This is a genomic window from Pseudomonas sp. 30_B, assembly GCF_017491605.1.
Classification (GTDB): Bacteria; Pseudomonadota; Gammaproteobacteria; order Pseudomonadales; family Pseudomonadaceae; genus Pseudomonas.
Map to the genome: position 1 here is coordinate 200,084 of NZ_JAFGYY010000004.1, position 22,419 is coordinate 222,502.

The window sequence follows — 22,419 nt, forward strand, 5'->3', positions numbered from 1 at the left end:
AACTATCCCGATTGACGGATGTCAGTCATACGACCGCTGCGGATTGCCGGCGAATGTTCACGCCGTCATAATGTAGCCCCTTTTTTCTTCTCCTACATGTGGAAGGTATTGCCCGTGACCCAGAAGCCCGACCAGTGTCTCGGTGAGTGGATCGATCGTGAAGCCCTCGCGGAAGCCATGATTCCGCTGATCGGCCAACTCTACCGTAACAACAACGTGGTGACCTCGATCTACGGCCGTGGCCTGATCAACCGTTCGGTGATCGCGATCCTCAAAGCGCACCGTTTCGCCCGTCACCGCCTGGCCGAAGGCGGCCTGTCGGTACACGACACCTTCCCGATCCTCAAGGCGATGAGCGAGCTCAAGCTGGGCGCCGCTTCCGTCGACCTGGGCAAGATGGTTGCCAAGTTCAAGGCCGAAGGTAACGGCCGCAGCATCGAGCAGTTCACCAAGGACGAACTGGCCGACGTGGTTGGCAAGCAGAACGGCGGCGACCGCGAAGGCACCGACGTCGTGCTGTACGGCTTCGGCCGCATCGGCCGCCTGCTGGCGCGCATCCTCATCGAGAAGACCGGTGGCGGCGACGGCCTGCGCCTGCGCGCCATCGTCGTCCGCAAGGGCGCCGAGAACGACCTGGTCAAGCGCGCCAGCCTGCTGCGCCGCGACTCCGTGCATGGTCCGTTCGAAGGCACCATCACCATCGATGAAGAACACAACACGATCACTGCCAACGGCAACCTGATTCAGGTGATCTACTCCAACGACCCGGCGTCGATCGACTACACCCAGTACGGCATCAAGAACGCCCTGCTGGTCGACAACACCGGCAAGTGGCGTGACGCCGACGGTCTGGGCCAGCACCTGAAGTGCCCGGGCGTCGATCGCGTGATCCTGACCGCTCCGGGCAAGGGCGCGCTGAAGAACATCGTGCATGGCATCAACCATGGCGACATCACCGCTGACGACAAGATCGTTTCCGCCGCTTCCTGCACCACCAACGCCATCGTGCCGGTGCTGAAGGCTGTCAACGACCAGTACGGCATCGTCAACGGCCACGTCGAAACCGTTCACTCGTTCACCAACGACCAGAACCTGATCGACAACTTCCACAAGGGCAGCCGTCGTGGCCGCGCCGCGCCGCTGAACATGGTGATCACCGAGACCGGTGCCGCCACTGCAGCCGCCAAGGCTCTGCCGGTTCTGAAGGGCAAGCTGACCGGCAACGCCATCCGCGTTCCGACGCCGAACGTTTCCATGGCCATCCTGAACCTGAACCTGGAAAAGGCCACCAACCGCGAAGAGATCAACGAGTACCTGCGCCAGATGGCCATGCACTCGGACCTGCAGAAGCAGATCGACTTCGTCTCCTCCCAGGAAGTGGTTTCCACCGACTTCGTCGGCTCCCGCCATGCGGGTGTCGTCGATGCCGAGGCGACCATCGCCAACGACAACCGCGTCGTGCTGTACGTGTGGTACGACAACGAGTTCGGCTACAGCTGCCAGGTCGTCCGCGTGATGGAAGAGATGGCTGGCGTCAACCCGCCGGCTTTCCCGCGCTGATTCAGGCGATTTAGGAAAACGGGAGCTCTCGGGCTCCCGTTTTTCGTTACTGGCTCCACCCTACAACGATAAAATCTGCCAATTCCTGATACTGGAAAGACTTCGAATGGATGGACATCATCTGCATGAAGGCGAGCTGAAGCGCGGCCTGAAGAACCGCCATATCCAGCTGATCGCCCTCGGCGGCGCCATCGGTACCGGCCTGTTCCTGGGCTCGGCCGGTGTCCTGCAATCGGCCGGCCCATCGATGATCCTCGGCTACGCCATCGGCGGCTTCATCGCCTTCCTGATCATGCGCCAACTGGGCGAGATGATCGTCGAGGAGCCCGTCGCCGGTTCCTTCAGCCATTTCGCGCACAAGTACTGGGGCGGCTTCGCCGGCTTCATGTCGGGCTGGAACTACTGGGTGCTGTACATCCTGGTGGGGATGTCGGAGCTGACGGCGGTCGGCAAGTACATCCAGTTCTGGTGGCCGGACTTCCCGACCTGGGCGACGGCGGCGGTGTTCTTCGTCCTGATCAACGCCATCAACCTGTTCAACGTGAAGGCCTTCGGCGAGACCGAGTTCTGGTTCGCGATCATCAAGGTCGTCGCCATCATCGGCATGATCCTTCTCGGCATCTGGCTGCTGGTCAGCGGCACCGGTGGTCCGCAGGCTTCGGTGAGCAACCTGTGGGCCCACGGCGGTTTCTTCCCCAATGGCTGGAAGGGGCTGGTGATGGTCCTGGCGATCATCATGTTCTCCTTCGGTGGCCTGGAGCTGGTGGGCATCACTGCCGCCGAGGCTTCCGAGCCGAAGAAGGTGATCCCCAAGGCGATCAACCAGGTCATCTACCGGATCCTGATCTTCTACATCGGCGCCCTGGCCGTGCTGCTTTCGCTGTACCCCTGGGATGCCCTGCTGCAGAGCATCAGCAGCGCCGGCGATCCCTACAGCGGCAGCCCGTTCGTGAAGGTCTTCTCGCTGCTGGGCAGCGATATCGCGGCCAACATCCTGAACTTCGTGGTGCTCACCGCCGCGTTGTCGGTCTACAACAGCTGCGTGTACTGCAACAGCCGCATGCTCTTCGGCCTGGCCGAGCAGGGCGATGCCCCGCGCGCCTTCGCCAAGGTCGATGACCGTGGCGTACCGCTGCTGGCCATCGGCGTCTCGGCCTTCATCACCCTGGCCTGCGTGGTGGTCAACTATGTGATCCCGCACCAGGCGCTGGAGTTGCTGATGTCCCTGGTGGTCGCCGCCCTGGTGATCAACTGGGCGATGATCAGCCTGGCTCACATGAAGTTCCGCAAGGCCATGCAGGCCAAGGGTGTGCAGCCGTTCTTCCGCGCGCTGTGGTACCCCTTCGGCAACTGGCTGTGCCTGGCGTTCGTGGTGTTCATCCTCGGCATCATGCTGCAGATCCCGGGCATCGACGTGTCGGTGTACGCGATCCCGGTGTGGATCGTGCTGATGGGGGCCTGCTACCTGTTCAAGCGCAAGTCCCCGGCCAAGGTCAACGCCTGAACCGGTTGAGAAACGGGAGCTTCGGCTCCCGTTTTCTTTGGTAATGCACCTTTGCCGGAGCGGAAACAGTGGCGGCGGGTGCTTGCGGTAGAATGCCCGGCGCCGCGTGCCTGGCGGTGAAGGAGAAAACCTTGTCCCGCGCAAGCCTGTTGATCGTTCTGCTGGTTGCCGCCGTGAGCGGCTGCGGGCAGTCCGTCGAACGCTTCGGCGGTCCGACCATGGGCAGCAGCTACACGGTGCAGTACGTGCCGACCGACCAGGCGCCGGATGCCGCGAAGCTCAAGGCCGAGATCGAGATGATCCTCACCGGCCTGGACGAGCAATTCTCCACCTACCGTGACGACTCCATGGTGTCGCGCTTCAACGCCCTGCCGGCCGGCGCCTGCATGGCCTTGTCGGCGGACATGCTGACGCTGTGGCGCTATGGCGAGGCCCTCTCGCAGCAGAGCGGCGGCGCCTTCGACCTTACCGTCGAGCCACTGATGAACCTCTGGGGCTTCGGACCGCAGTCGCGTGCCGAGCAGGTGCCGGATGCCGCCGCCCTTGAGCGCGAGCGGGCACGGGTCGGCCACCAGCACCTGCGCCTGGATGGCGAGCGGCTGTGCAAGGACGTCGACGCGCAGCTGGACTTCGACAGCATCGTGGCCGGTTATGCGGTGGACAAGGTCAGCGCGCGCCTGGCCGAGCTGGGATTGAAGGATTACCTGGTGGAGATCACCGGCGAGCTCAAGGCCGTGGGCCGCAAGCCGGATGGAACGCCCTGGCGCATCGCCCTGGAAGTGCCCAGCGGCGAGCGCGAGCGGCAGGTGGAGCGCTCGTTGGTGCTGGACGGTTTCGGGTTGTCCACCTCCGGCGACTACCGCAATTATTTCGAGGAAGGTGGGCGGCGCTATTCGCATACCTTCGATCCGCGCACGGGCGCGCCGGTCAGGCACGCGCTGGCGGCGGTCACCGTGGCCGATGCGCAGGCGTTGCGCGCCGATGGCCTGTCGACCCTGTTGATGGTGCTGGGGCCGGAGGAGGGCTATACCTTTGCCGAGCGCAATGGTCTGGCGGCGTTCTTCATCGTGCGCCAGGGCGAGGGTTTCGTGACTCGCGCGACGCCGCGCTTCGAAGCGTTGTTTCCGAAGCCTGAATGAAAGCTTCAGCGGGCATGATGTCGCCCGGAAAGCCGGTAAAGGCATGTAGTGACGGCAAAATTCGCCTACCTGCCGACCAACCGCTAATGTGCAGCCTTTTGCCGCAGGGCTAAGCTGCGCCAATGATTTCGATCCGCCTCGGCGCATGTGGTGCCGGGGTTTTGCCGGGAGCGCCACGCGGGCGCCCCGGCCTGTTCTGAAGGAGTACGCATGGCTGTCTACAACTACGACGTGGTGATTCTCGGCACGGGCCCGGCAGGCGAGGGGGCGGCGATGAACGCCTCCAAGTACGGGCGCAAGCTGGCGGTGGTGGACAGCCGTCGCGTGGTCGGCGGCAACTGCACGCACCTGGGCACCATCCCGTCCAAGGCGCTGCGTCACTCGGTGAAACAGATCATTGAGTTCAACACCAACCCGATGTTCCGTCAGATCGGCGAGCCGCGCTGGTTCTCCTTCCCGGACGTGCTGAAAAGCGCCGAGAAGGTCATCTCCAAGCAGGTTTCCTCGCGCACCGGCTACTACGCGCGCAACCGCATCGACATGTTCAACGGCACTGCCAGCTTCGTCGACGAGCGCACCGTTGAAGTGGTGACCCCCAGCGGCGCCGTGGAGCGCCTGGTGGCCGACCAGTTCGTCATCGCCACCGGCTCGCGTCCGTATCGCCCGTCGGACATCAACTTCAATCACCCGCGCGTCTACGACAGCGACACCATCCTGTCGCTGAGCCACACCCCGCGCCGCCTGATCATCTACGGAGCCGGCGTGATCGGCTGCGAGTACGCCTCGATCTTCAGCGGCCTTGGCGTGCTGGTGGACCTGGTCGATACCCGCGACCAGCTGCTGAGCTTCCTCGACGACGAAATCTCCGATGCGCTGAGCTACCACCTGCGCAACAACAACGTGCTGATCCGTCACAACGAGGAATACGAGCGCGTGGAAGGCCTGGACAACGGGGTGATCCTGCACCTGAAGTCGGGCAAGAAGATCAAGGCCGACGCCCTGCTGTGGTGCAACGGCCGTACCGGCAACACCGACCGCCTGGGCCTGGAGAACATCGGCATCAAGGTCAACAGCCGTGGCCAGATCGAGGTGGACGAGAACTACCGCACCTCGGTGTCGAACATCTACGCCGCGGGCGATGTGATCGGCTGGCCGAGCCTGGCCAGCGCCGCCTACGACCAGGGCCGCTCGGCCGCCGGCAACATTGTCGAGCACGACGGCTGGCGCTTCGTCAACGACGTGCCGACCGGCATCTACACCATTCCGGAGATCAGCTCCATCGGCCGCAACGAAAGCGAGCTGACCGCGGCGAAGATCCCCTACGAAGTGGGCAAGGCCTTCTTCAAAGGCATGGCCCGCGCGCAGATCTCCAACGAGCCGGTGGGCATGCTGAAGATCCTGTTCCACCGCGAAACCCTGGAAATCCTCGGCGTGCACTGCTTCGGCGACCAGGCGTCGGAGATCGTCCACATTGGCCAGGCGATCATGAACCAGCCGGGCGAGCTGAACACTCTGAAGTACTTCGTCAACACCACCTTCAACTATCCGACCATGGCCGAAGCCTACCGCGTAGCGGCGTTCGACGGCCTGAACCGGATTTTTTGAAGTACCCCGACCGGCGGCCTGAGCCGGCCGGGGAGAACCTGCTCAGCGATTCCCGATCGTGGCAGTGGCCAAACCGGGAAAGTCTGTGATCAGGCTGTCCACGCCAAAATCGGCGAGCCGGCGCATCAGGGCCGGCTCGTTGACCGTCCAGACCGACACATGCAGCCCCTGTTTCTGCGCTTTCAGCAGGCGCTCGGGGGTGCACAGCGTCCAGTTCAGCGCCAGCAGATCGCAGCCATAGTGCGCGGCGACCTTCAACGGGTCGAGCCAGGCGTACTCAGCCACCAGCCCGCGGGACAGCTCCGGCGCCAGTTCTTCCACCGCGCGCAGCACCGTGCGTGAACTCGAGGTCACGGTGATGCGGTCGCGCAGGCCGAAGCGACCGACCAGATGGTGGATCGCCTGCACGGTGCGGCTCGCACGCTCCTTCGAGGCACTCTTGACTTCCAGCTGCCAGTGTTCGAACTCGCAGCGCTCGAACAGCTCAGCCAGACGTGGGATGGGGCAGGGGCGCACCCAGCCCGGACCGCCCTGGCGGGCGTCCATGGTGACCAGGTCGTCCGCCAGTTGCTCGGAGACCTTGCCGCGCCGGCCGGTGGTGCGCTTGAGCGTCGGGTCGTGGATCACCATCAGCTCGCCGTCGCGGGACAGGTGCAGGTCCAGCTCGCAACGCTTCACGTTGTGTTCCAGGCAGCGCTGGAAGCTGGTCAGGGTGTTTTCCGGTGCTTCGCCTTTGGCGCCGCGATGTCCATAGATCAGAGTCACTGGGGCTCCTTGGGAGACGGATTCTGGGGCTTGAGGTTTTGGGCGTGGTGCTGGCGCACCGCATCGACGACGCGGCCGCTCTCGAAATAGACGCTGAATTCGCGGTAGTCCCAGCGGGTGATCGGCGGCTTGCCTACCGGCGGGTGCTCGTCGTCCGGCAGGCCGAAGCGCTCCAGCACGGCGTTCTGGCTCTCGCCGCGGGCCGGCAGGACGATATGCGGATCGCCCTGGTCGCCCACCGGGATTTCTATCGTATCGGCCATCAGTGGCAGGGGTATGGCAAGGCAGAGCAGCAGGAGCAGGTGGCGCATGGAGTTCCCTTCGTTCATTCGCCGCGGGCCTTGGCCAGACGGCGTTCCAGTGCCTGGCGCTGGAGGATGTGGCGAGCCAGCAGCTGGCGCTGGGCATCGCTGAGCGTCTCGAATTCGGTGCCGATCTCGTAGCGGCCGTCGGCCTCCTGCTGGCAATGGGTCACTTTCGCGCGCAGCAACAGGCCCAGGCCCTGGGGCAGCAGGACGATCTTCAGCGCCAGGCCCAGGCCGACTGCAAGGGGGTGGTGGTCGCGAAAGTCGATGCCGCCTTCGGAGAGCGTCACCGGGCGCGCCGGGCCGATCTCACGCAGCAGGCTCTGGGTCAGGGCCTGGGCGATCAGGTCGATGCGCTTGTTGATCACCTTCAGGTAGCTGGCCAGCGGGCGGTCGCGCTCGTTGATATGGCGCAGCAGGTGCTGCGACTCGAAGTCGGTCAGGTGCAGGTCGCTGAGCAGATTGAACAGCGCCGAATCATCCTGAAGCACTTCTTGCGACTGGATTTCGTCCTCGCGCAGCGGGCGAAATTCCAATGCGAGCGTGTCTTCAATACGATAGTATTCGCGGCGGTCATCCGCGTCTGGAGTGGACATGGCGAACCCACGGAGGCAGTGATGGTCTGAGTGTAAAGCCGCCTGCCGAGCCTCGCCACACGGAAGTCGAACACCAGAAGGACCCAAGAGTCTGGTTACGATCACCCGAGCTAGAGCAGAACAAGGCGCAACGACCAACGGGAGTAACAGCCAAAGGCTGGCCCGAAGGGCGAGCGCTAGCGAGTCAAATTGGCGAGGACGCGCAGTTTACGTTTGGTAAATGAGCATCCGAGCCTGTTTTTAACGCAGTTATGCCGACGCGCAGCTGATCGTAAGTAGACTCTGGCGTTCGACGCACTCTTCATCTTCTAAATCGGCCCCACATGTTCAGACCCCTTTCCGTCTACATCGGAACGCGCTACACCCGCGCAAAACGCCGCAGTCACTTTGTCTCCTTCATTTCGCTCACTTCCATGATCGGCCTCGCGCTGGGCGTGGTGGTGATGATCGTCGTACTCTCGGTCATGAACGGTTTCGACCATGAGATGCGCACTCGCGTGCTGGGCATGGTGCCCCACGCCACGGTCGAGTCCTACCAGCCCATCTCCGACTGGCAGGGCATCGCCGGGCAGATCAAGACCCAGCATCCCAACGTGCTGGAGGTCGCCCCCTTCATCCAGATGCAGGGCCTGCTCAGCGCCGGCGGCACGGTGCAGAAGGTGCTGATCAACGCCGTGGACCCGAACGAGGAGAGCAAGGTCTCGATCATCGACCAGTTCTTCACGCAGGGCTCGCTGCAGAGCCTGAAGCCCGGCGAGTTCGGCATCATCATCGGCGACAAGGCGGCGAAGAACCTCGGCGTGAAGCTGGGCGACAAGGTTACCTTCATCGCCCCGGAAGTCTCGGTCACTCCGGCCGGCGTGTTCCCGCGCATGAAGCGCTTCACCGTGGTCGGCACCTTCCACATTGGCGCCGGCGAGCTGGATGGCTACGTCGGCATGGTCCATATCGACGACGCCGCACGCATGCGCCGCCTCAAGGACGGCCAGGTGGAAGGCCTGCGCCTGAAGCTCGACGACCTGTTCCAGGCACCACGCACCGCCTGGGAAATCGCCCGCACCCTGAAGGGCAACGACTACTTCGCCCGCGACTGGACCCGCAGCCACGGCAACCTGTACCAGGCGATCCGCATGGAGAAATCCATGATCGGCCTGTTGCTGCTGCTGATCGTTGCGGTCGCCGCGTTCAACATCATTTCCACCCTGGTCATGGTCGTCACCGACAAGAAGGCCGACATCGCCATCCTGCGTACCCTGGGCGCCACGCCGGGGCAGATCATGGCGACCTTCATGGTCCAGGGCACGGTGATCGGCGTGATCGGCACCTTCATCGGCGGTGTGCTGGGCGTGCTCGCGGCGCTCAACGTCAGCTCCGCCATTGCCCTGCTGGAACGCCTGCTGGGCCACAAATTCCTCAACGCGGACGTCTACTTCATCGATTACCTGCCCTCGCAGCTGATGAGCGAGGACGTGATCCTGGTGTGCAGTGCCGCGCTGATCCTGAGTTTCTTCGCCACCCTGTATCCGGCCTGGCGTGCGGCCCGCACCCAGCCCGCGGAGGCCCTGCGTTATGAGTAAGCCGACCCCCAACGACCAGGCCGTCCTGAGCTGCCGCGACCTCGGCAAGCGCTACGAGGAGGGCCCGCAGTCGGTCGAGGTACTCTCCGGCGTGCAGCTGGAGCTGCTCCCCGGCGAGCGCGTCGCCATCGTCGGCAGCTCCGGCTCGGGCAAGAGCACCCTGCTGAACATGCTCGGCGGCCTCGACACGCCCAGCACCGGCAGCGTCTGGCTGGCCGGCGAACAGCTGTCGGCGCTGAACGAGAAGCAGCGCGGCCTGCTGCGCAACCGCGCGCTGGGCTTCGTCTACCAGTTCCACCACCTGCTGCCTGAATTCACCGCCCTGGAGAACGTCTGCATGCCGTTGCTGATCGGCAAGACGCCGATCCCCGAGGCACGGCAGCGCGCGACCGCGCTGCTGGAGCGCGTGGGCCTGAAGCACCGCCTGAGCCATAAGCCGGCCGAACTCTCCGGTGGTGAGCGCCAGCGCGTGGCCATCGCCCGCGCCCTGGTGAATACGCCGAAACTGGTGCTGCTCGACGAGCCTACCGGCAACCTCGATCAGCACACGGCCCACGGTATCCAGGAACTGATGCTGGAACTGTCGCAGTCCCTGCGCACCGCCTTCCTGGTGGTGACCCACGACACCCACCTTGCCCAGCAGATGGACCGCGTGCTGCGCCTGGAGGAGGGCCGGCTGGTCGCCGCCTAAGGGATACCGGAATGTTCAGACCCCTGTCCGTCTTCATCGGCACCCGCTATACGCGGGCCAAGCGACGCAACCACTACATCTCCTTCATCTCCCTGACCTCGATGATCGGCCTCGCCCTGGGCGTGCTGGCCATGATCGTGGTGCTCTCGGTGATGAACGGATTCCAGAAGGAAATGCGCTCGCGCATCCTCGGCATGGTCCCGCATGCCGTGCTGCAGCAGGCCAGCGGCCCGCTGGACGACTGGCAGCACGTGGCCGAGGCGGCGAAGAAAAATCCGCAGGTTGTCGGCGCGGTGCCCTATACCCAGGTCGACGGCATGCTCTCCTACAAGGGCCTGATGCAGCCCATCGAAGTGGACGGTGTCGACCCGGCGCTGGAAACCCAGGTGTCGATCATCGGCCAGCACATGGTCCAGGGGCGTCTCGAGGACCTCAAGACCACCGAATTCGGCGTGGTCATCGGTGAGATCACCGCGCGGCGCTTCCACGTCGGCGTCGGTAACAGCCTGCTGCTGATCGTCCCCGAGCCCAGCACGGCGCCTGGCGGCATCACCCCGCGCATGCAGCGGCTGAATGTCGTTGGCGTGTTCAAGGTCGGTGCCGAGCTGGACAGCACCCTGGCGCTGATCCACGTCGATGACGCCGCCAGCCTGATGCGCTGGCAGCCCGGCCAGGTGCAGAGCGTGCGCATCGCCCTGAAGGACCTGTTCCAGGCGCCGGACATCGGCGCTGCCATCGCCAAACAACTGGGCGACGGTTATCGCTCGGTGGACTGGACCCACACCCAGGGCAGCCTGTTCAGCGCGATGAAGATGGAAAAGACCATGATCGGCCTGCTGCTGTTGCTGATCGTCGCGGTCGCCGCCTTCAACATCATCGCCACCCTGATCATGGTGGTGGCCGACAAGCGCGCGGACATCGCCATCCTGCGTACCCTGGGCGCCACGCCGAAGCAGATCATGGCGATCTTCATGGTGCAGGGCACGGTGATCGGCCTGATCGGTACCGTCATCGGCTGCGTGCTGGGCGTGCTGGCGGCGTACAACGTCACCGCCATCGTCTCGACCCTGGAGCGCGTCGCCGGCACCCACGTGTTCAACTCGGACATTTACTTCATCAACTACCTGCCGTCCGATCCGCAGGTGCTGGATATCGTCTTGATCTGCGTCGCGGCGCTGTCGATGAGCTTCCTCGCCACGCTGTACCCGGCCTGGCGCGCGGCGTCGACCCAGCCGGCGGAGTCGTTGCGTTACGAGTGATCCACCGGCCCATGAAAAAGCCGCCCCTCGGGGCGGCTTTTTTGTACCTGTAGGAGCGAGCTTGCTCGCGAACAATCTTGCCGGCGCTCTGGCGTTGGGCGGGTTCGCGAGCAAGCTCGCTCCTATGAAAGGCTCATGACCCGTTCTGCACATTGCGCAGCGCCCGGCGACGCCGCCAGCTGCGGCCGATCCACCAGCGCCAGTAACCCTCGGTGGCGAGGTAACCGAGGATACCCACCAGAATCCCGCAGATCACCGAACCGAGCAGGAACGGCTGCCAGAGCATCGACAGTTCGCCGCTGATCCACTCCCAGGTCAGGTGGTCGGGGAGGGCGCGCGCCGGGATGCCCATGACCCAGGCGCCCATCTTGTAGGTGCAGTAGAACACCGGCGGCATGGTGATCGGATTGGTCAGCCAGACCAGCCCGACCGAGATCGGCAGGTTGGCCCGCACCCATACGGCCAGGGAGGCGGCCAGCAGCATCTGCAACGGGATTGGGATGAAGGCGGCGAACAGCCCCATGCCCATGGCGCGGGACACGGAGCGGCGGTTCAGGTGCCAGAGGTTGGGCGACTGGATCAGCGGTCCGAGAAAGCGCAGGCCCTTATGGTTCCTGATGCTCTCCGGATCCGGCATGTAGCGCTTGAAAATTCGGCGCGGCATGGAGGAAATCTCTGGCAGACGGACGACGGCCCATTATGCCTAGCTAGGTGACAGTCATTGGTTGCCAAGTATGTCCGTGTGTAACCGCAGCGGCCTGATCGCGAATCGGCCAGACCAGCGGTCATGCGGTGGCTCCAGGGAGGAGTCCATTGCCTCGTTCAGGGATGTTCGCGCTGGCCTTCGGGCTGCTGGCGCTGCGCTGGTTATCGGCAATTCCACCCGGATGGGTGCTGTTGCTGCTGGTTGTGCTGGCGTTGCCGCTGCTGTTCACCCGTGGCTATTTCATTGGCCTGTTCCTGCTCGGGTTTGCCTGGGCCTGCCAGTCGGCGCAGTGGGCCATGGATGACCGGCTGGCCAGGGACCTCGACGGCCGCACGCTTTGGCTGGAGGGAAGGGTAGAGGGGCTGCCGGATCGCTCCGGGCCTTCGGTGCGCTTCATGCTTTCCGATGTCTCCAGCCCGCGGGCGCGGGTGCCGGCCACCTTGCGCCTGTCCTGGTTCGATGGCCCGCCGGTGGAGGGGGGCGAACGCTGGCGCCTGGCGGTGAAGCTCAAGCGACCCCATGGCATGGCCAATGGCGCGGGCTTCGACTACGAGGCCTGGCTTACCGCGCAGCGTATCGGCGCCACCGGCAGCGTGAAGGACGGGCAGCGACTGGAGGCGGCCAGCGGTCCGCCGGCCTGGCGCGAAGCCTGGCGGCAGAGTTTGCTGGCAGTCGATGCCCAGGGGCGCTCCGGCGCGCTGGCTGCGCTGGTGCTGGGCGATGCGTCTGGCCTCACGACGGCGGACTGGCAGGTGCTGCAGGACACCGGAACCCTGCACCTGATGGTGATCTCCGGCTCGCACATTTCCCTGCTGGCGGGGCTGCTCTATGCCGTGGTCGCGGGGTTGGCGCGTTTCGGCTGCTGGCCGTCGCGCCTGCCCTGGCAGCCCTGCGCTTGCCTGCTGGCTGCGGCCGGCGCCTGGTCCTACAGCCTGATGGCGGGGTTCGATGTGCCGTTGCAGCGGGCCTGCGTCATGGTCTCGATCGTCCTGCTCTGGCGCCTGCGCTATCGCCGCAGTGGTCTGTGGACGCCCTTGCTCGGCGCCTTGCTGGTGGTGCTCCTGGCCGAACCCTTGGTCGTGCTGCTGCCGGGCTTCTGGTTGTCCTACGCGGCGGTGGCGCTGCTGATCTTCGGCTTCTCCGGCCGCCTGGGGCGCTGGACGGCCTGGCGCACCTGGCTGCGCGCGCAATGGCTGATGGCGATCGGGTTGCTGCCCGCGTCCATGGCCCTCGGCCTGCCATTGAGCGTTTCCGGAGTCATCGCCAACCTGATCGCCGTGCCTTGGGTGGAAATGGTGGTCGTGCCGCTGGCCTTGCTGGGCAGTCTGGCGTTGGGCATCCCCTGGCTGGGCGAGGCGCTGCTCTGGGTGTCCGGCGGGTTGCTGGAACTGCTGTTCCGCCTGCTGGGCTGGATGGCCGGGCTGGCGCCTGCCTGGCAGCCCGTGGCGGCGCCGACCTGGTCGTTGTTGCTGGCGATGCTCGGGGCGTTATTGCTGCTGGCTCCGGCAGGTGTTCCATTGCGGGCGCTCGGGGTGGCGATGTTCCTGCCGGTGTTCTGGCCGTCGATTCCGCTGTTGCCGCTGGGTCAGGCCGAAGTCCGGGTGCTGGATGTGGGGCAGGGCCTGTCGGTGCTGGTCCGCACCCGTAGCCAGGCCTGGCTCTACGACACCGGCGCGCGCAATGGCGACTTCGACATCGGCGAGCGGGTCGTCGTGCCGATCTTGCGTAGCCTGGGGATCAACCATCTCGACCTGCTGATGCTCAGCCATGCCGACAATGACCACGCGGGTGGCGCCCTGGCGGTGAAGAAGTCGCTGCGGCCGGCTCGGGTGATCAGCGGTGAGCCGGATCGCCTATCCCCTGAGCTGCGGGCAAGCCCTTGCCGGAACCAGCACTGGGACATCGATGGCGTGAGCTTCACGTCCTGGGCATGGGCGGGCGCGCAGGAGAGCAATGATCGCTCCTGCGTCCTCCAGATCGAAGCCGACGGCGAGCGCCTGTTACTGACCGGCGACCTGCCGCAATCCGGCGAGCTGGCCTGGTTGGCCGGGCACCCGGACGTTCGTGTCGACTGGCTGCTGGCCGGGCACCATGGCAGCCGCAGCTCTTCCGGGCCTGCCTTCCTGCGGGGCATTTCGCCATCTGCCGCGATCATTTCCCGCGGCGCCAACAACCCCTACGGCCATCCCCATCCGTCGGTCGTCGAGCGCTTCCATGCACTTGGCATCCGGATTCACGATACGGCGCAGGAGGGCGCTCTGTCGCTGGTGCTTGGCACCCACGGCGAGCTCCGGGGAGTGCGGGAAGGCGCACATTTCTGGCAGGAAAAATGAGACGGGGGCGGTCGGCTGGCACGGGCCCCTGTGCTAGAGTGGCGCCACTTTTTTTCAGGGGATTCACCACTGTGTGGGAACTGGTCAAAGCTGGCGGCTGGATGATGCTGCCGATCATGCTGAGCTCCGTCGCTGCCATGGCGATCATCGCCGAACGTCTCTGGACCCTGCGCTTGAGCCGCGTGGCCCCGCCGCAACTGCTCGGCCAGGTGTGGAAGCAGATCAAGGACAAGAAGATGAACAGCCAGGCCCTGAAGGACCTGCGCGCGTCGTCCCCGCTGGGTGAAATCCTCGCTGCCGGCCTGGCCAACTCCAAGCATGGTCGCGAGATCATGAAGGAGTGTATCGAGGAGGCCGCCTCCCGGGTCATCCACGAGCTGGAGCGCTACCTCAACGCGCTTGGCACCATCGCTGCCATGGCCCCGCTGCTCGGCCTGCTGGGCACCGTGTTCGGCATGATCCAGATCTTCAGCGCCTTCATGGGCGACGGCATGGCCAACGCGCCGATGCTCGCCGGCGGTATCTCCAAGGCCCTGATCACCACCGCTTCGGGTCTGATCGTGGCGATCCCGGCGGTGTTCTTCCACCGTTACCTGCTGCGCCGCGTCGATGAACTGGTCATCGCCATGGAGCAGGAAGCCATCAAGCTGGTGGAAGTGACCCAGGGCGATCGCGAAGTCGATTTCTCCATGGAAGGCAAAGCGTGAAGTTCCGCCGCAGAGCGGGTGGCGCGGCCCGCGAGGATGTCTTCATCAACCTCGCGTCGCTGATCGACGTGATCTTCGTGCTGCTGCTGTTCTTCGTGGTCAGCACCTCGTTCACCAAGCCGGCGCAACTCAAGGTCGAACTGCCCGAGGCGGTCAGCGGCACGCCGCCGGAAGCCACCGAGATCAAACAGCTGGAAATCTCCATCAGCGTCGAGGGGCACTACGCCCTGAACGGCCAGAGCCTGGCCCGTGACGACCTGGAAAACCTGATGAATGCCATGCAGCGCGAGTCCGCCGGCGACAACAGCCTGCCGGTAGTGATTACCGCCGACGGCAAGGTGAACTACCAGTCCGTGGTCACCGCGATGGATGCCGCAGGCAAGCTGGGCTTCACCCACCTGCGCATCACCACCATCGAGGCCCAGGCGGACAAGAAGACCCCCTGATGGCGTTCTCCGACCGCCTGCTCGACGCCTGGTACAAGGGCCACCCGGCCCTGGCCTTGCTCAAGCCCCTCGAACTGCTCTACCGGCGCGTCGCCCGTGGCCGCCGCGAAGGTTTCCTCTCCGGCGCCAGGCCGGCCTACCGCTCCCCCGTGCCGATCATCGTGGTCGGCAACATCACCGTGGGCGGCACCGGCAAGACGCCGATGATCCTCTGGTTGATCGAACACTGCCGCGCCCGTGGCCTGAAGGTTGGCGTGGTCAGCCGCGGTTACGGCGCCAGGCCCCCGCAGACGCCCTGGCGCGTGCGCGCCGAGCAGTCGGCGGCGGAGGCGGGGGACGAGCCGCTGATGATCGTGCGCCGCAGTGGCGTGCCGCTGATGATCGACCCGGACCGCTCCGGCGCCGTGCGCGCGCTGCTGGCCGAGGAGCCGCTGGACCTGATCCTCTGTGACGACGGCCTGCAGCATTATCGCCTGGCCCGTGACCTGGAACTGGTGCTGATCGACGCTGCCCGTGGCCTGGGCAACGGCCGCTGCTTGCCCGCCGGGCCGCTGCGCGAGCCGGCCGAGCGCCTGCAGGAGGTGGATGCCGTGCTGCACAACGGCGCGCCGTCCGATCCGCCGGGCGCCTTCTCCTTCGTCCTGCAACCTTCTGCCCTGGTCAACCTGGCCAGCGGCGAACGCCGTGGCGTCGAGCATTTCCCCGCCGGTCAGCCGCTCCATGCCCTGGCCGGGATCGGCAACCCGCAGCGTTTCTTCACGACGCTCGAGGCGCTAAACTGGCGGCCGATTCCGCATCCCTTCCCCGACCATGCGGCCTATACCGCCGAGCAGCTGCGCTTCACGCCGGAACTGCCGCTGGTCATGACCGAGAAGGATGCGGTGAAATGCCGGTCCTTCGCCGCGCCCGACTGGTGGTACCTCGCCGTCGAAGCACAGCCCTCACCGGCCTTCGTCGCCTGGTTCGACGCCCAGCTCGAGCGCCTGCTCGCCCGCTGATCCACCGTCGCAATCCGGCGCCGCCCGCATTCACATTCTTCGCTGTTCAAGCTCAAGGAACGCACCATGGACCCGAAACTCCTCGATATCCTCGCCTGTCCGCTGTGCAAGGGCCCGCTCAAGCTCACCGACGACAAGTCCGAGCTGATCTGCAAGGCCGACGGCCTGGCCTACCCGGTGCGCGACGGCATCCCGGTGATGCTCGAAGGCGAGGCGCGTACCCTGAACGTCGACGAGCGTCTGGACAAGTAACGCCATGAGCCAGGCCTACACCGTCGTCATTCCCGCCCGCTACGCCTCCACCCGCCTGCCCGGCAAGCCGCTGCAGGACATCGCCGGCAAGCCGATGATCCAGCACGTCTGGGCGCAGGCCGGCAAAAGCTCGGCCACCCAGGTGGTGGTCGCCACCGACGATCAGCGCATCTTCGATGCCTGCCAGGGCTTCGGCGCCGAGGTGGTGCTGACCCGTGCCGACCACAACTCCGGCACCGACCGTCTGGCGGAAGTGGCGGACGCGCTGGGCCTGGCCGACGACGCCATCGTGGTCAACGTACAGGGCGACGAGCCGCTGGTACCGCCGTCGATCATCGACCAGGTGGCCGCCAACCTCGCGGCGCACCCGGAAGCGGGCATCGCCACCCTGTGCGAGGAAATCCACGATCCGGCCGCGCTGTTCAACCCGAACATCGTCAAAGTGGTGAGCGACAAGAACGGCCTGGCCCTGACCTTCAGCCGCGCCACGCTGCCCTGGGCGCGGGACGCCTTTGCGGTGGACCGCGAGTCTCTGCCGGCCAACGTGCCGTATCGCCGCCACATCGGCATCTACGCCTACCGCGCACGTTTCCTTCGCGACTTCGTGGCCTGGGGCCCGTGCTGGCTGGAAGACACCGAGTGCCTGGAGCAGCTGCGCGCGCTCTGGCACGGCGTACGTATCCACGTGGCTGACGCCCTGGAAGCGCCGCAGGCTGGTGTCGATACCCCGGAAGACCTGGAGCGCGTACGGCGCATCCTGGGGGCCTGATGAAGGTCCTGTTCGTCTGCCTGGGCAACATCTGCCGCTCGCCCACCGCCGAGGGCGTATTCCGCCAAAAGGTTCGCGCAGCGGGTCTTGAGGATCGCATCGAGATCGACTCCGCCGGCACCGGCGACTGGCACGTCGGCAAGGCGCCGGATGCGCGCACCCGCGCCGCAGCGTTGCGTCGCGGCTATGACCTGTCGAACCTGCGTGCGCGGCAGGTCAGTGTGGAGGATTTTTCCCGCTACGACCTGATCCTCGCCATGGATCACGCCAACCTGCGCGACCTGAAGCACCTGCGTGCCGGAAACGGGGCGGCCGAGCTGGACCTGTTCCTGCGCCGCTACGAGCTGGAAATCGATGAAGTCCCCGACCCGTACTACGGCGGCGACGACGGATTCGAGCAGGTGCTGGACCTGGTGGAGCAGGCCTGCGACGGTCTGCTCACGGAAGTGAAGAGGCGCCTGTGACGCTGCAACTGCAAGAAAACCTGTCCCTCAAGCCCTACAACACCTTTGGTGTCGAGGTTGCCGCCCGCTGGTTCGCCCAGGCGCATGACGACACCGAGGTGCGCGCAGGCATCGCCGCCGCCGCCGAAAAGAACCTGCCGCTGATGGTGATCGGTGGCGGCAGCAACCTGCTGCTGACCCGTGACGTCGAGGCGCTGGTACTGCGCATAGCGTCCCGTGGCGTTCGCATCCTCAGTGACGACGGCGATCGCGTGCTGGTCGAGGCGGAAGCCGGCGAGGTCTGGGACGACTTCGTGCGCTGGACCCTCGGGCAGGGCTTTGGCGGACTGGAAAACCTCAGCCTGATTCCCGGCACCGTGGGCGCCGCGCCCATGCAGAACATCGGTGCCTACGGCGTCGAGATCAAGGACGTGTTTGCCGGCCTGACCGCGCTGGATCGCCAAAGCGGCGAGCTGCGCGAGTTCGGCCTGGAAGACTGCGCCTTCGCCTATCGCGACAGCCGCTTCAAGCGTGAGTCGGGCCGCTGGCTGATCCTGCGGGTGCGCTTCGCCTTGCGTCGCGCGGCGCCATTGCACCTGGACTACGGTCCCGTACGTCAGCGTCTGGCGGAAGAGGGCGTCGCCGCGCCGACGCCGGCTGATGTATCGCGGGTGATCTGCGCGATCCGCCGTGAAAAGCTGCCCGACCCGGCGGTGCTCGGCAATGCCGGGAGCTTCTTCAAGAATCCCGTGGTGCCTGCCAGCCAGGCGGACCACCTGCGCGCGCGCTACAGCGACCTGGTGGCCTACCCGCAAGGCGACGGCCTGGTGAAGCTGGCGGCCGGCTGGCTGATCGACAAGGCGGGGTGGAAGGGCTTCCGTGACGGCGCGGCGGGCGTGCATGCACAGCAGGCGCTGGTGCTGGTCAATTACGGCGGAGCTACCGGTGCGCAGCTATATGCGCTGGCGGAGCGCATCCGGGACGACATCCAGCAGCGTTTTGGCGTTGAGCTGGAGATGGAGCCGAATCTCTATTGAGGTCGTTTCGGCTGTGAAGTAGGGGATGCCATGGCATCCCTTTTTTGTGCCCGCCGCTCAGGCACTTGTAGGAGCGAGCTTGCTCGCGAATCGCCCCGAGATGCAGGACCAGATCGGGCGTAGGAGCGGACTTCGTCCGCGATTGGCTTACGGCGCGATGCGGACCCATCGCGGACAGAGTCCGCTCCTACAAAGCTGACTAGCACCACAGTGCGAGGGCAATAAAAAAGGGGATGCAATCGCATCCCCTTTTTCTCGCCAGGAAGCTATCAGCTGTGGTGTTTTTCTACCACGTTGCCTTCTTCTTCCTCGGTCTTCTCGGCTTTTTCGCCTTCAGCCTGCTCGGCAACCGATTGCTCGGTCTGCTCGACGGCTTCGTTCACCACTTCGGCCTCGACGGTCTCGGTGGTGACTTCAGCGGCCGGCTCGACCACGACTTCGGCTTCCACGGCAGCAGCTTCTTCAGCCACAGCTTCGACAGCCGGAGCTGCTTCGACCTGCGGAGCTGCCGCAGCGGCAGCAGCGGCTTCGCGAGCCAGGCGCTCCTGGCGACGACGCTCGCGCGGGTCATTGGAGGCGCGGCCGGTGGCGTTGGCCGGAACGGCTGGAGCAGCATCTTCGGCAGGAGCCGGAGCGACAGCCGGAGCTTCTACCTTGGGCTCTTCTGCCGGTTGGGCGACGGCTTCGGTCACGGTTTCAGCAACCGGAACCGGCACTTCTTCTGCAGCGACCGGCTCGGCAGCCTGTTCGGCGGGCTTGGCCAGGAACTCGATGGTCTGTTCCAGGGCGCTTTCGGTGCGTACGGCCTCGACGACGTTGGATTCGACCGGTTGAGCGGCTTCGGAAGCGGTTTCGGCGGCCGGCTGCTGTTCAGCGGCGATTTCGGCAACGACAGCGGCAGTAGCGGCAACCACGGCAGCAGCCGGCGCTTCGCCAGCGGCCTGTTCGCCGCTTTCTTCGGCACCTTCTACGCCATCGACACCGGCTTCACGCTGACGCTCGCGGCGGTTGCTGCGGCGGCGCTGGCCGCGGGAGCGACGACGCGGACGCTCGCCATCGGCGCCTTCCTGGTCGTCCTGCTGGTCCAGCAGTTCTTCGTTCAGCAGCTCTTCGGATTCCACGGCAGCGGCTTCGCTGGCCTGACGTTCCTCGCGCGGCTGGCGCTCTTCACGTGGTTGACGCTCGGCGCGCGGCTGACGTTCCTCGCGGGCCGGACGCTCGCCACGCTCTTCGCGGGGCTGGCGCTCTTCACGCGGTTGACGCTCGGCACGCTCTTCACGGGGCTGACGCTCCTCGCGGGGTTGGCGCTCAGCGCGCTCTTCACGCGGCTGGCGTTCCTCGCGGGGCTGGCGCTCGGCACGCTCTTCACGCGGTTGACGCTCTTCGCGGGGCTGACGTTCGGCACGCTCTTCGCGCGGCTGGCGTTCCTCGCGCGGTTGACGCTCGGCACGCTCTTCACGCGGCTGGCGCTCCTCGCGGGGCTGACGTTCGGCACGTTCCTCACGCGGCTGGCGCTCTTCGCGGGCCGGCCGCTCGGCGCGTTCGCCACGCTCACCGCGCTCGTCGCGACGACGCTCGCCACGTTCCTTGCGTTCGTCATCGCGACGGCCACCGTCGCGACCATCACGGCGACGGTTCTGCTGACGGCCGTTGCGGCGTTCGCCCTGGCCTTCGCTGCGCTCGGTGGCCGGCTTCTCGGCGGCGGCCGGTTGCGGCTGCTCCGGCTTGCTGCCGGCAAACAGGCTGACCAGCGACTTCACCAGGCCCTGGAACAGGCTCGGCTCCGGCATCGGCTTGGGCGCTTCGACAACCGGCGCGGGCGCGGCTGCGGCGGCAGTCTGCTGCGGGGCAGGGGTTTGCGGGGATACGGTCTTCACCGCGGCTTCCTGGCGGACCAGGGTGCGGGTGGAGCTGATCGGCTGGACTTCCTCGTGCTCGATGTGGGCCATCTCGTAGCTGGATTGGCCGGCCAGCAGCTCGGGGCTGTCGTCGCGCAGGCGCTGCACTTCGAAGTGCGGAGTTTCCAGGTGGTCGTCCGGCAGGATGAAGATGCGCGCGCGGGTGCGCAGCTCGATCTTGGTGATGGCGTTGCGCTTCTCGTTGAGCAGGAAGGCGGCAACCTGGAACGGCACGCGTGCACGAACTTCGGCGGTGCGGTCCTTCAGGGCCTCTTCCTCGATCAGGCGCAGGATCGCCAGCGACAGGGATTCGACGTCGCGGATGATGCCTTGGCCGTTGCAGCGCGGGCAGACGATGCCGCTGGTCTCGCCCAGGGACGGACGCAGGCGCTGACGGGACATTTCCAGCAGGCCGAAGCGCGAAATGCGGCCAACCTGGACGCGGGCGCGGTCGGCTTCCAGGGCTTCGCGCACACGCTCTTCCACGGCGCGTTGGTTCTTCGCCGGGGTCATGTCGATGAAGTCGATGACGATCAGGCCGCCGATGTCGCGCAGGCGCAGCTGACGGGCAATCTCTTCGGCTGCTTCCAGGTTGGTCTGCAGCGCGGTTTCCTCGATGTCGCCGCCTTTGGTGGCGCGCGCCGAGTTGATGTCGATGGACACCAGGGCTTCGGTCGGGTCGATGACGATGGAGCCGCCCGACGGCAGCTTCACTTCACGCTGGAAGGCGGTTTCGATCTGGCTCTCGATCTGGAAGCGGTTGAACAGCGGAACGCTGTCCTGGTACAGCTTCACCTTGCTTGCGTACTGCGGCATGACCTGGCGGATGAAGTTCAGGGCTTCTTCCTGGGCGTCGATGCTGTCGATCAGCACTTCGCCGATGTCCTGGCGCAGGTAGTCGCGGATGGCGCGGATGATGACGTTGCTTTCCTGATAGATCAGGAACGGACCGCTGCGCTCGCCCGAGGCTTCCTTGATGGCGCCCCACAGTTGCAGCAGGTAGTCGAGGTCCCACTGCAGCTCTTCGGAGCTGCGGCCAAGGCCGGCAGTGCGGACGATCAGGCCCATGTCGCCGGGAACGTTCAGGCCGTTCAGCGCTTCGCGCAGTTCATTGCGCTCTTCGCCTTCGATACGGCGGGAGATGCCACCGGCACGCGGGTTGTTCGGCATCAGCACCAGGTAACGGCCGGCGAGGCTGATGAAGGTGGTCAGGGCTGCGCCCTTGTTGCCACGCTCTTCTTTCTCGACCTGGACGATGACTTCCTGGCCCTCGCTGAGCACATCCTTGATGTTGATGCGGCCTTCGGGGTTCTTCTTGAAGTATTCGCGGGAAATTTCTTTGAGGGGGAGGAAGCCGTGGCGCTCGGCGCCGAAGTCGACGAAGGCGGCTTCGAGGCTGGGTTCGATGCGGGTGATGCGCCCTTTATAGATGTTGGCCTTCTTCTGTTCGCGCGCGCCGGACTCGATGTCCAGGTCGAACAGGCGTTGGCCGTCTACTAGCGCTACACGCAACTCTTCGGGTTGAGTTGCGTTGATCAGCATTCTTTTCATGTAGTACCAATGGTTTCCGGGGCCACCGGAAACGGCGATCGGCACACACGACTCTCACGGTCGGTGCTAAGGCACGTACTCAGGAATGGCGGGCCATTCCCGTGTCCAGCGGCAGCAGGAGAAATCTGCTGTGCCGCGACTACGTTTCCTGCTTGTCGAGTAAGAACAAGCACTCATCAGGAGGAGGAATCGACTGTCAGATGCGGACGATGAAGGCGTCTACGTTCAAGGCATGAAAGCAACGCAATCCGACAGTTGTGCATCTCCGCCCTGCACAT

20 protein-coding genes are annotated in these 22,419 nt (G+C 65.4%); 15 read left to right on the top strand and 5 right to left on the bottom strand.

All coding sequences use genetic code 11. The features are described 5' to 3' along the window. The first annotated feature begins 96 nt into the window (after positions 1-96). The 4 genes from J5M67_RS06035 to sthA all read left to right on the top strand — a co-directional run bounded on the left by J5M67_RS06035 (position 97) and on the right by sthA (position 5,808). The gene (locus J5M67_RS06035) at positions 97-1,560 is read left to right on the top strand and encodes a glyceraldehyde-3-phosphate dehydrogenase (protein WP_207884416.1); all 1,464 of its coding nucleotides are present in this window, start codon (positions 97-99) and stop codon (positions 1,558-1,560) included. A 106-nt stretch (positions 1,561-1,666) separates the two neighbouring features. Then, positions 1,667-3,064, top strand: coding sequence for an amino acid permease (locus tag J5M67_RS06040; protein ID WP_207884417.1), 1,398 nt, complete (start codon positions 1,667-1,669; stop codon positions 3,062-3,064). Positions 3,065-3,174: 110 nt separating this feature from the next. Further along, positions 3,175-4,203: an FAD:protein FMN transferase gene (locus tag J5M67_RS06045; protein WP_243434532.1), complete on the top strand. Its 1,029-nt coding sequence runs from the start codon at positions 3,175-3,177 to the stop codon at positions 4,201-4,203. A 210-nt stretch (positions 4,204-4,413) separates the two neighbouring features. Continuing rightward, positions 4,414-5,808, top strand: coding sequence for a Si-specific NAD(P)(+) transhydrogenase (gene sthA, locus J5M67_RS06050; RefSeq protein WP_207884419.1), 1,395 nt, complete (start codon positions 4,414-4,416; stop codon positions 5,806-5,808). Between the two features lie 42 nt (positions 5,809-5,850). Here sthA and J5M67_RS06055 read toward each other — a convergent pair whose 3' ends face one another. The 3 genes from J5M67_RS06055 to J5M67_RS06065 are packed head-to-tail and all read right to left on the bottom strand — an operon-like array spanning position 5,851 to position 7,474. Continuing rightward, positions 5,851-6,573: a glycerophosphodiester phosphodiesterase gene (locus J5M67_RS06055; RefSeq protein ID WP_207884420.1), complete on the bottom strand. Its 723-nt coding sequence runs from the start codon at positions 6,571-6,573 to the stop codon at positions 5,851-5,853. Further along, entirely contained in the window at positions 6,570-6,884 is a 315-nt protein-coding gene (locus J5M67_RS06060) for a phosphodiesterase (protein ID WP_207884421.1), read from the bottom strand. Before J5M67_RS06060 ends, J5M67_RS06055 begins: the two co-directional genes overlap by 4 nt. A gap of 14 nt (positions 6,885-6,898) precedes the next feature. After that, the gene (locus tag J5M67_RS06065) at positions 6,899-7,474 is read right to left on the bottom strand and encodes a PilZ domain-containing protein (RefSeq protein WP_207884422.1); all 576 of its coding nucleotides are present in this window, start codon (positions 7,472-7,474) and stop codon (positions 6,899-6,901) included. A 323-nt stretch (positions 7,475-7,797) separates the two neighbouring features. On the opposite strand from J5M67_RS06065, the gene J5M67_RS06070 reads away from it, so the two are divergent. From J5M67_RS06070 to J5M67_RS06080, 3 genes are read left to right on the top strand one after another with little or no spacing between them, the layout of a single operon-like run. After that, on the top strand, positions 7,798-9,051 hold the full coding sequence (locus J5M67_RS06070; protein WP_207884423.1) for a lipoprotein-releasing ABC transporter permease subunit: 1,254 nt from the start codon (positions 7,798-7,800) through the stop codon (positions 9,049-9,051). Then, positions 9,044-9,742 (top strand): lipoprotein-releasing ABC transporter ATP-binding protein LolD, encoded by a 699-nt coding sequence (gene lolD, locus J5M67_RS06075; RefSeq protein WP_207884424.1) that lies wholly within the window; start codon positions 9,044-9,046, stop codon positions 9,740-9,742. The genes J5M67_RS06070 and lolD overlap by 8 nt, the downstream gene beginning before the upstream one ends. An 11-nt stretch (positions 9,743-9,753) precedes the next feature. Continuing rightward, a complete protein-coding gene (locus tag J5M67_RS06080) occupies positions 9,754-11,001 on the top strand; it encodes a lipoprotein-releasing ABC transporter permease subunit (protein ID WP_207884425.1) in 1,248 nt (415 codons plus the stop codon). 133 nt (positions 11,002-11,134) lie between these two features. Here J5M67_RS06080 and J5M67_RS06085 read toward each other — a convergent pair whose 3' ends face one another. Then, the gene (locus tag J5M67_RS06085) at positions 11,135-11,665 is read right to left on the bottom strand and encodes a DUF2062 domain-containing protein (RefSeq protein WP_207884426.1); all 531 of its coding nucleotides are present in this window, start codon (positions 11,663-11,665) and stop codon (positions 11,135-11,137) included. A 164-nt stretch (positions 11,666-11,829) separates the two neighbouring features. On the opposite strand from J5M67_RS06085, the gene J5M67_RS06090 reads away from it, so the two are divergent. From J5M67_RS06090 to murB, 8 genes are all read left to right on the top strand, one after another. Continuing rightward, the gene (locus tag J5M67_RS06090; protein WP_207884497.1) at positions 11,830-14,040 is read left to right on the top strand and encodes a DNA internalization-related competence protein ComEC/Rec2; all 2,211 of its coding nucleotides are present in this window, start codon (positions 11,830-11,832) and stop codon (positions 14,038-14,040) included. A gap of 71 nt (positions 14,041-14,111) precedes the next feature. Then, positions 14,112-14,747, top strand: a complete 636-nt coding sequence (locus J5M67_RS06095; protein WP_207884427.1) for a MotA/TolQ/ExbB proton channel family protein — start codon at positions 14,112-14,114, stop codon at positions 14,745-14,747. Continuing rightward, complete coding sequence (locus J5M67_RS06100; RefSeq protein WP_207884428.1) at positions 14,744-15,193, top strand: biopolymer transporter ExbD; 450 nt, start codon at positions 14,744-14,746, stop codon at positions 15,191-15,193. The genes J5M67_RS06095 and J5M67_RS06100 overlap by 4 nt, the downstream gene beginning before the upstream one ends. After that, positions 15,193-16,191 carry a tetraacyldisaccharide 4'-kinase gene (lpxK, locus tag J5M67_RS06105; RefSeq protein WP_207884429.1) on the top strand — a complete coding sequence of 333 codons (999 nt, stop codon included), beginning with the start codon at positions 15,193-15,195 and terminating at the stop codon, positions 16,189-16,191. Before J5M67_RS06100 ends, lpxK begins: the two co-directional genes overlap by 1 nt. Before the next feature lie 66 nt (positions 16,192-16,257). After that, a complete protein-coding gene (locus J5M67_RS06110; protein WP_009621404.1) occupies positions 16,258-16,443 on the top strand; it encodes a Trm112 family protein in 186 nt (61 codons plus the stop codon). Positions 16,444-16,447: 4 nt separating this feature from the next. Next, a complete protein-coding gene (gene kdsB / locus J5M67_RS06115; protein ID WP_207884430.1) occupies positions 16,448-17,212 on the top strand; it encodes a 3-deoxy-manno-octulosonate cytidylyltransferase in 765 nt (254 codons plus the stop codon). After that, positions 17,212-17,676: a low molecular weight protein-tyrosine-phosphatase gene (locus J5M67_RS06120; protein WP_207884431.1), complete on the top strand. Its 465-nt coding sequence runs from the start codon at positions 17,212-17,214 to the stop codon at positions 17,674-17,676. Before kdsB ends, J5M67_RS06120 begins: the two co-directional genes overlap by 1 nt. Then, complete coding sequence (gene murB / locus J5M67_RS06125) at positions 17,673-18,692, top strand: UDP-N-acetylmuramate dehydrogenase (protein ID WP_207884432.1); 1,020 nt, start codon at positions 17,673-17,675, stop codon at positions 18,690-18,692. The genes J5M67_RS06120 and murB overlap by 4 nt, the downstream gene beginning before the upstream one ends. 269 nt (positions 18,693-18,961) lie before the next feature. Here murB and rne read toward each other — a convergent pair whose 3' ends face one another. Further along, a complete protein-coding gene (rne, locus tag J5M67_RS06130; protein ID WP_207884433.1) occupies positions 18,962-22,141 on the bottom strand; it encodes a ribonuclease E in 3,180 nt (1,059 codons plus the stop codon). Between the last annotated feature and the right edge of the window lie 278 nt (positions 22,142-22,419).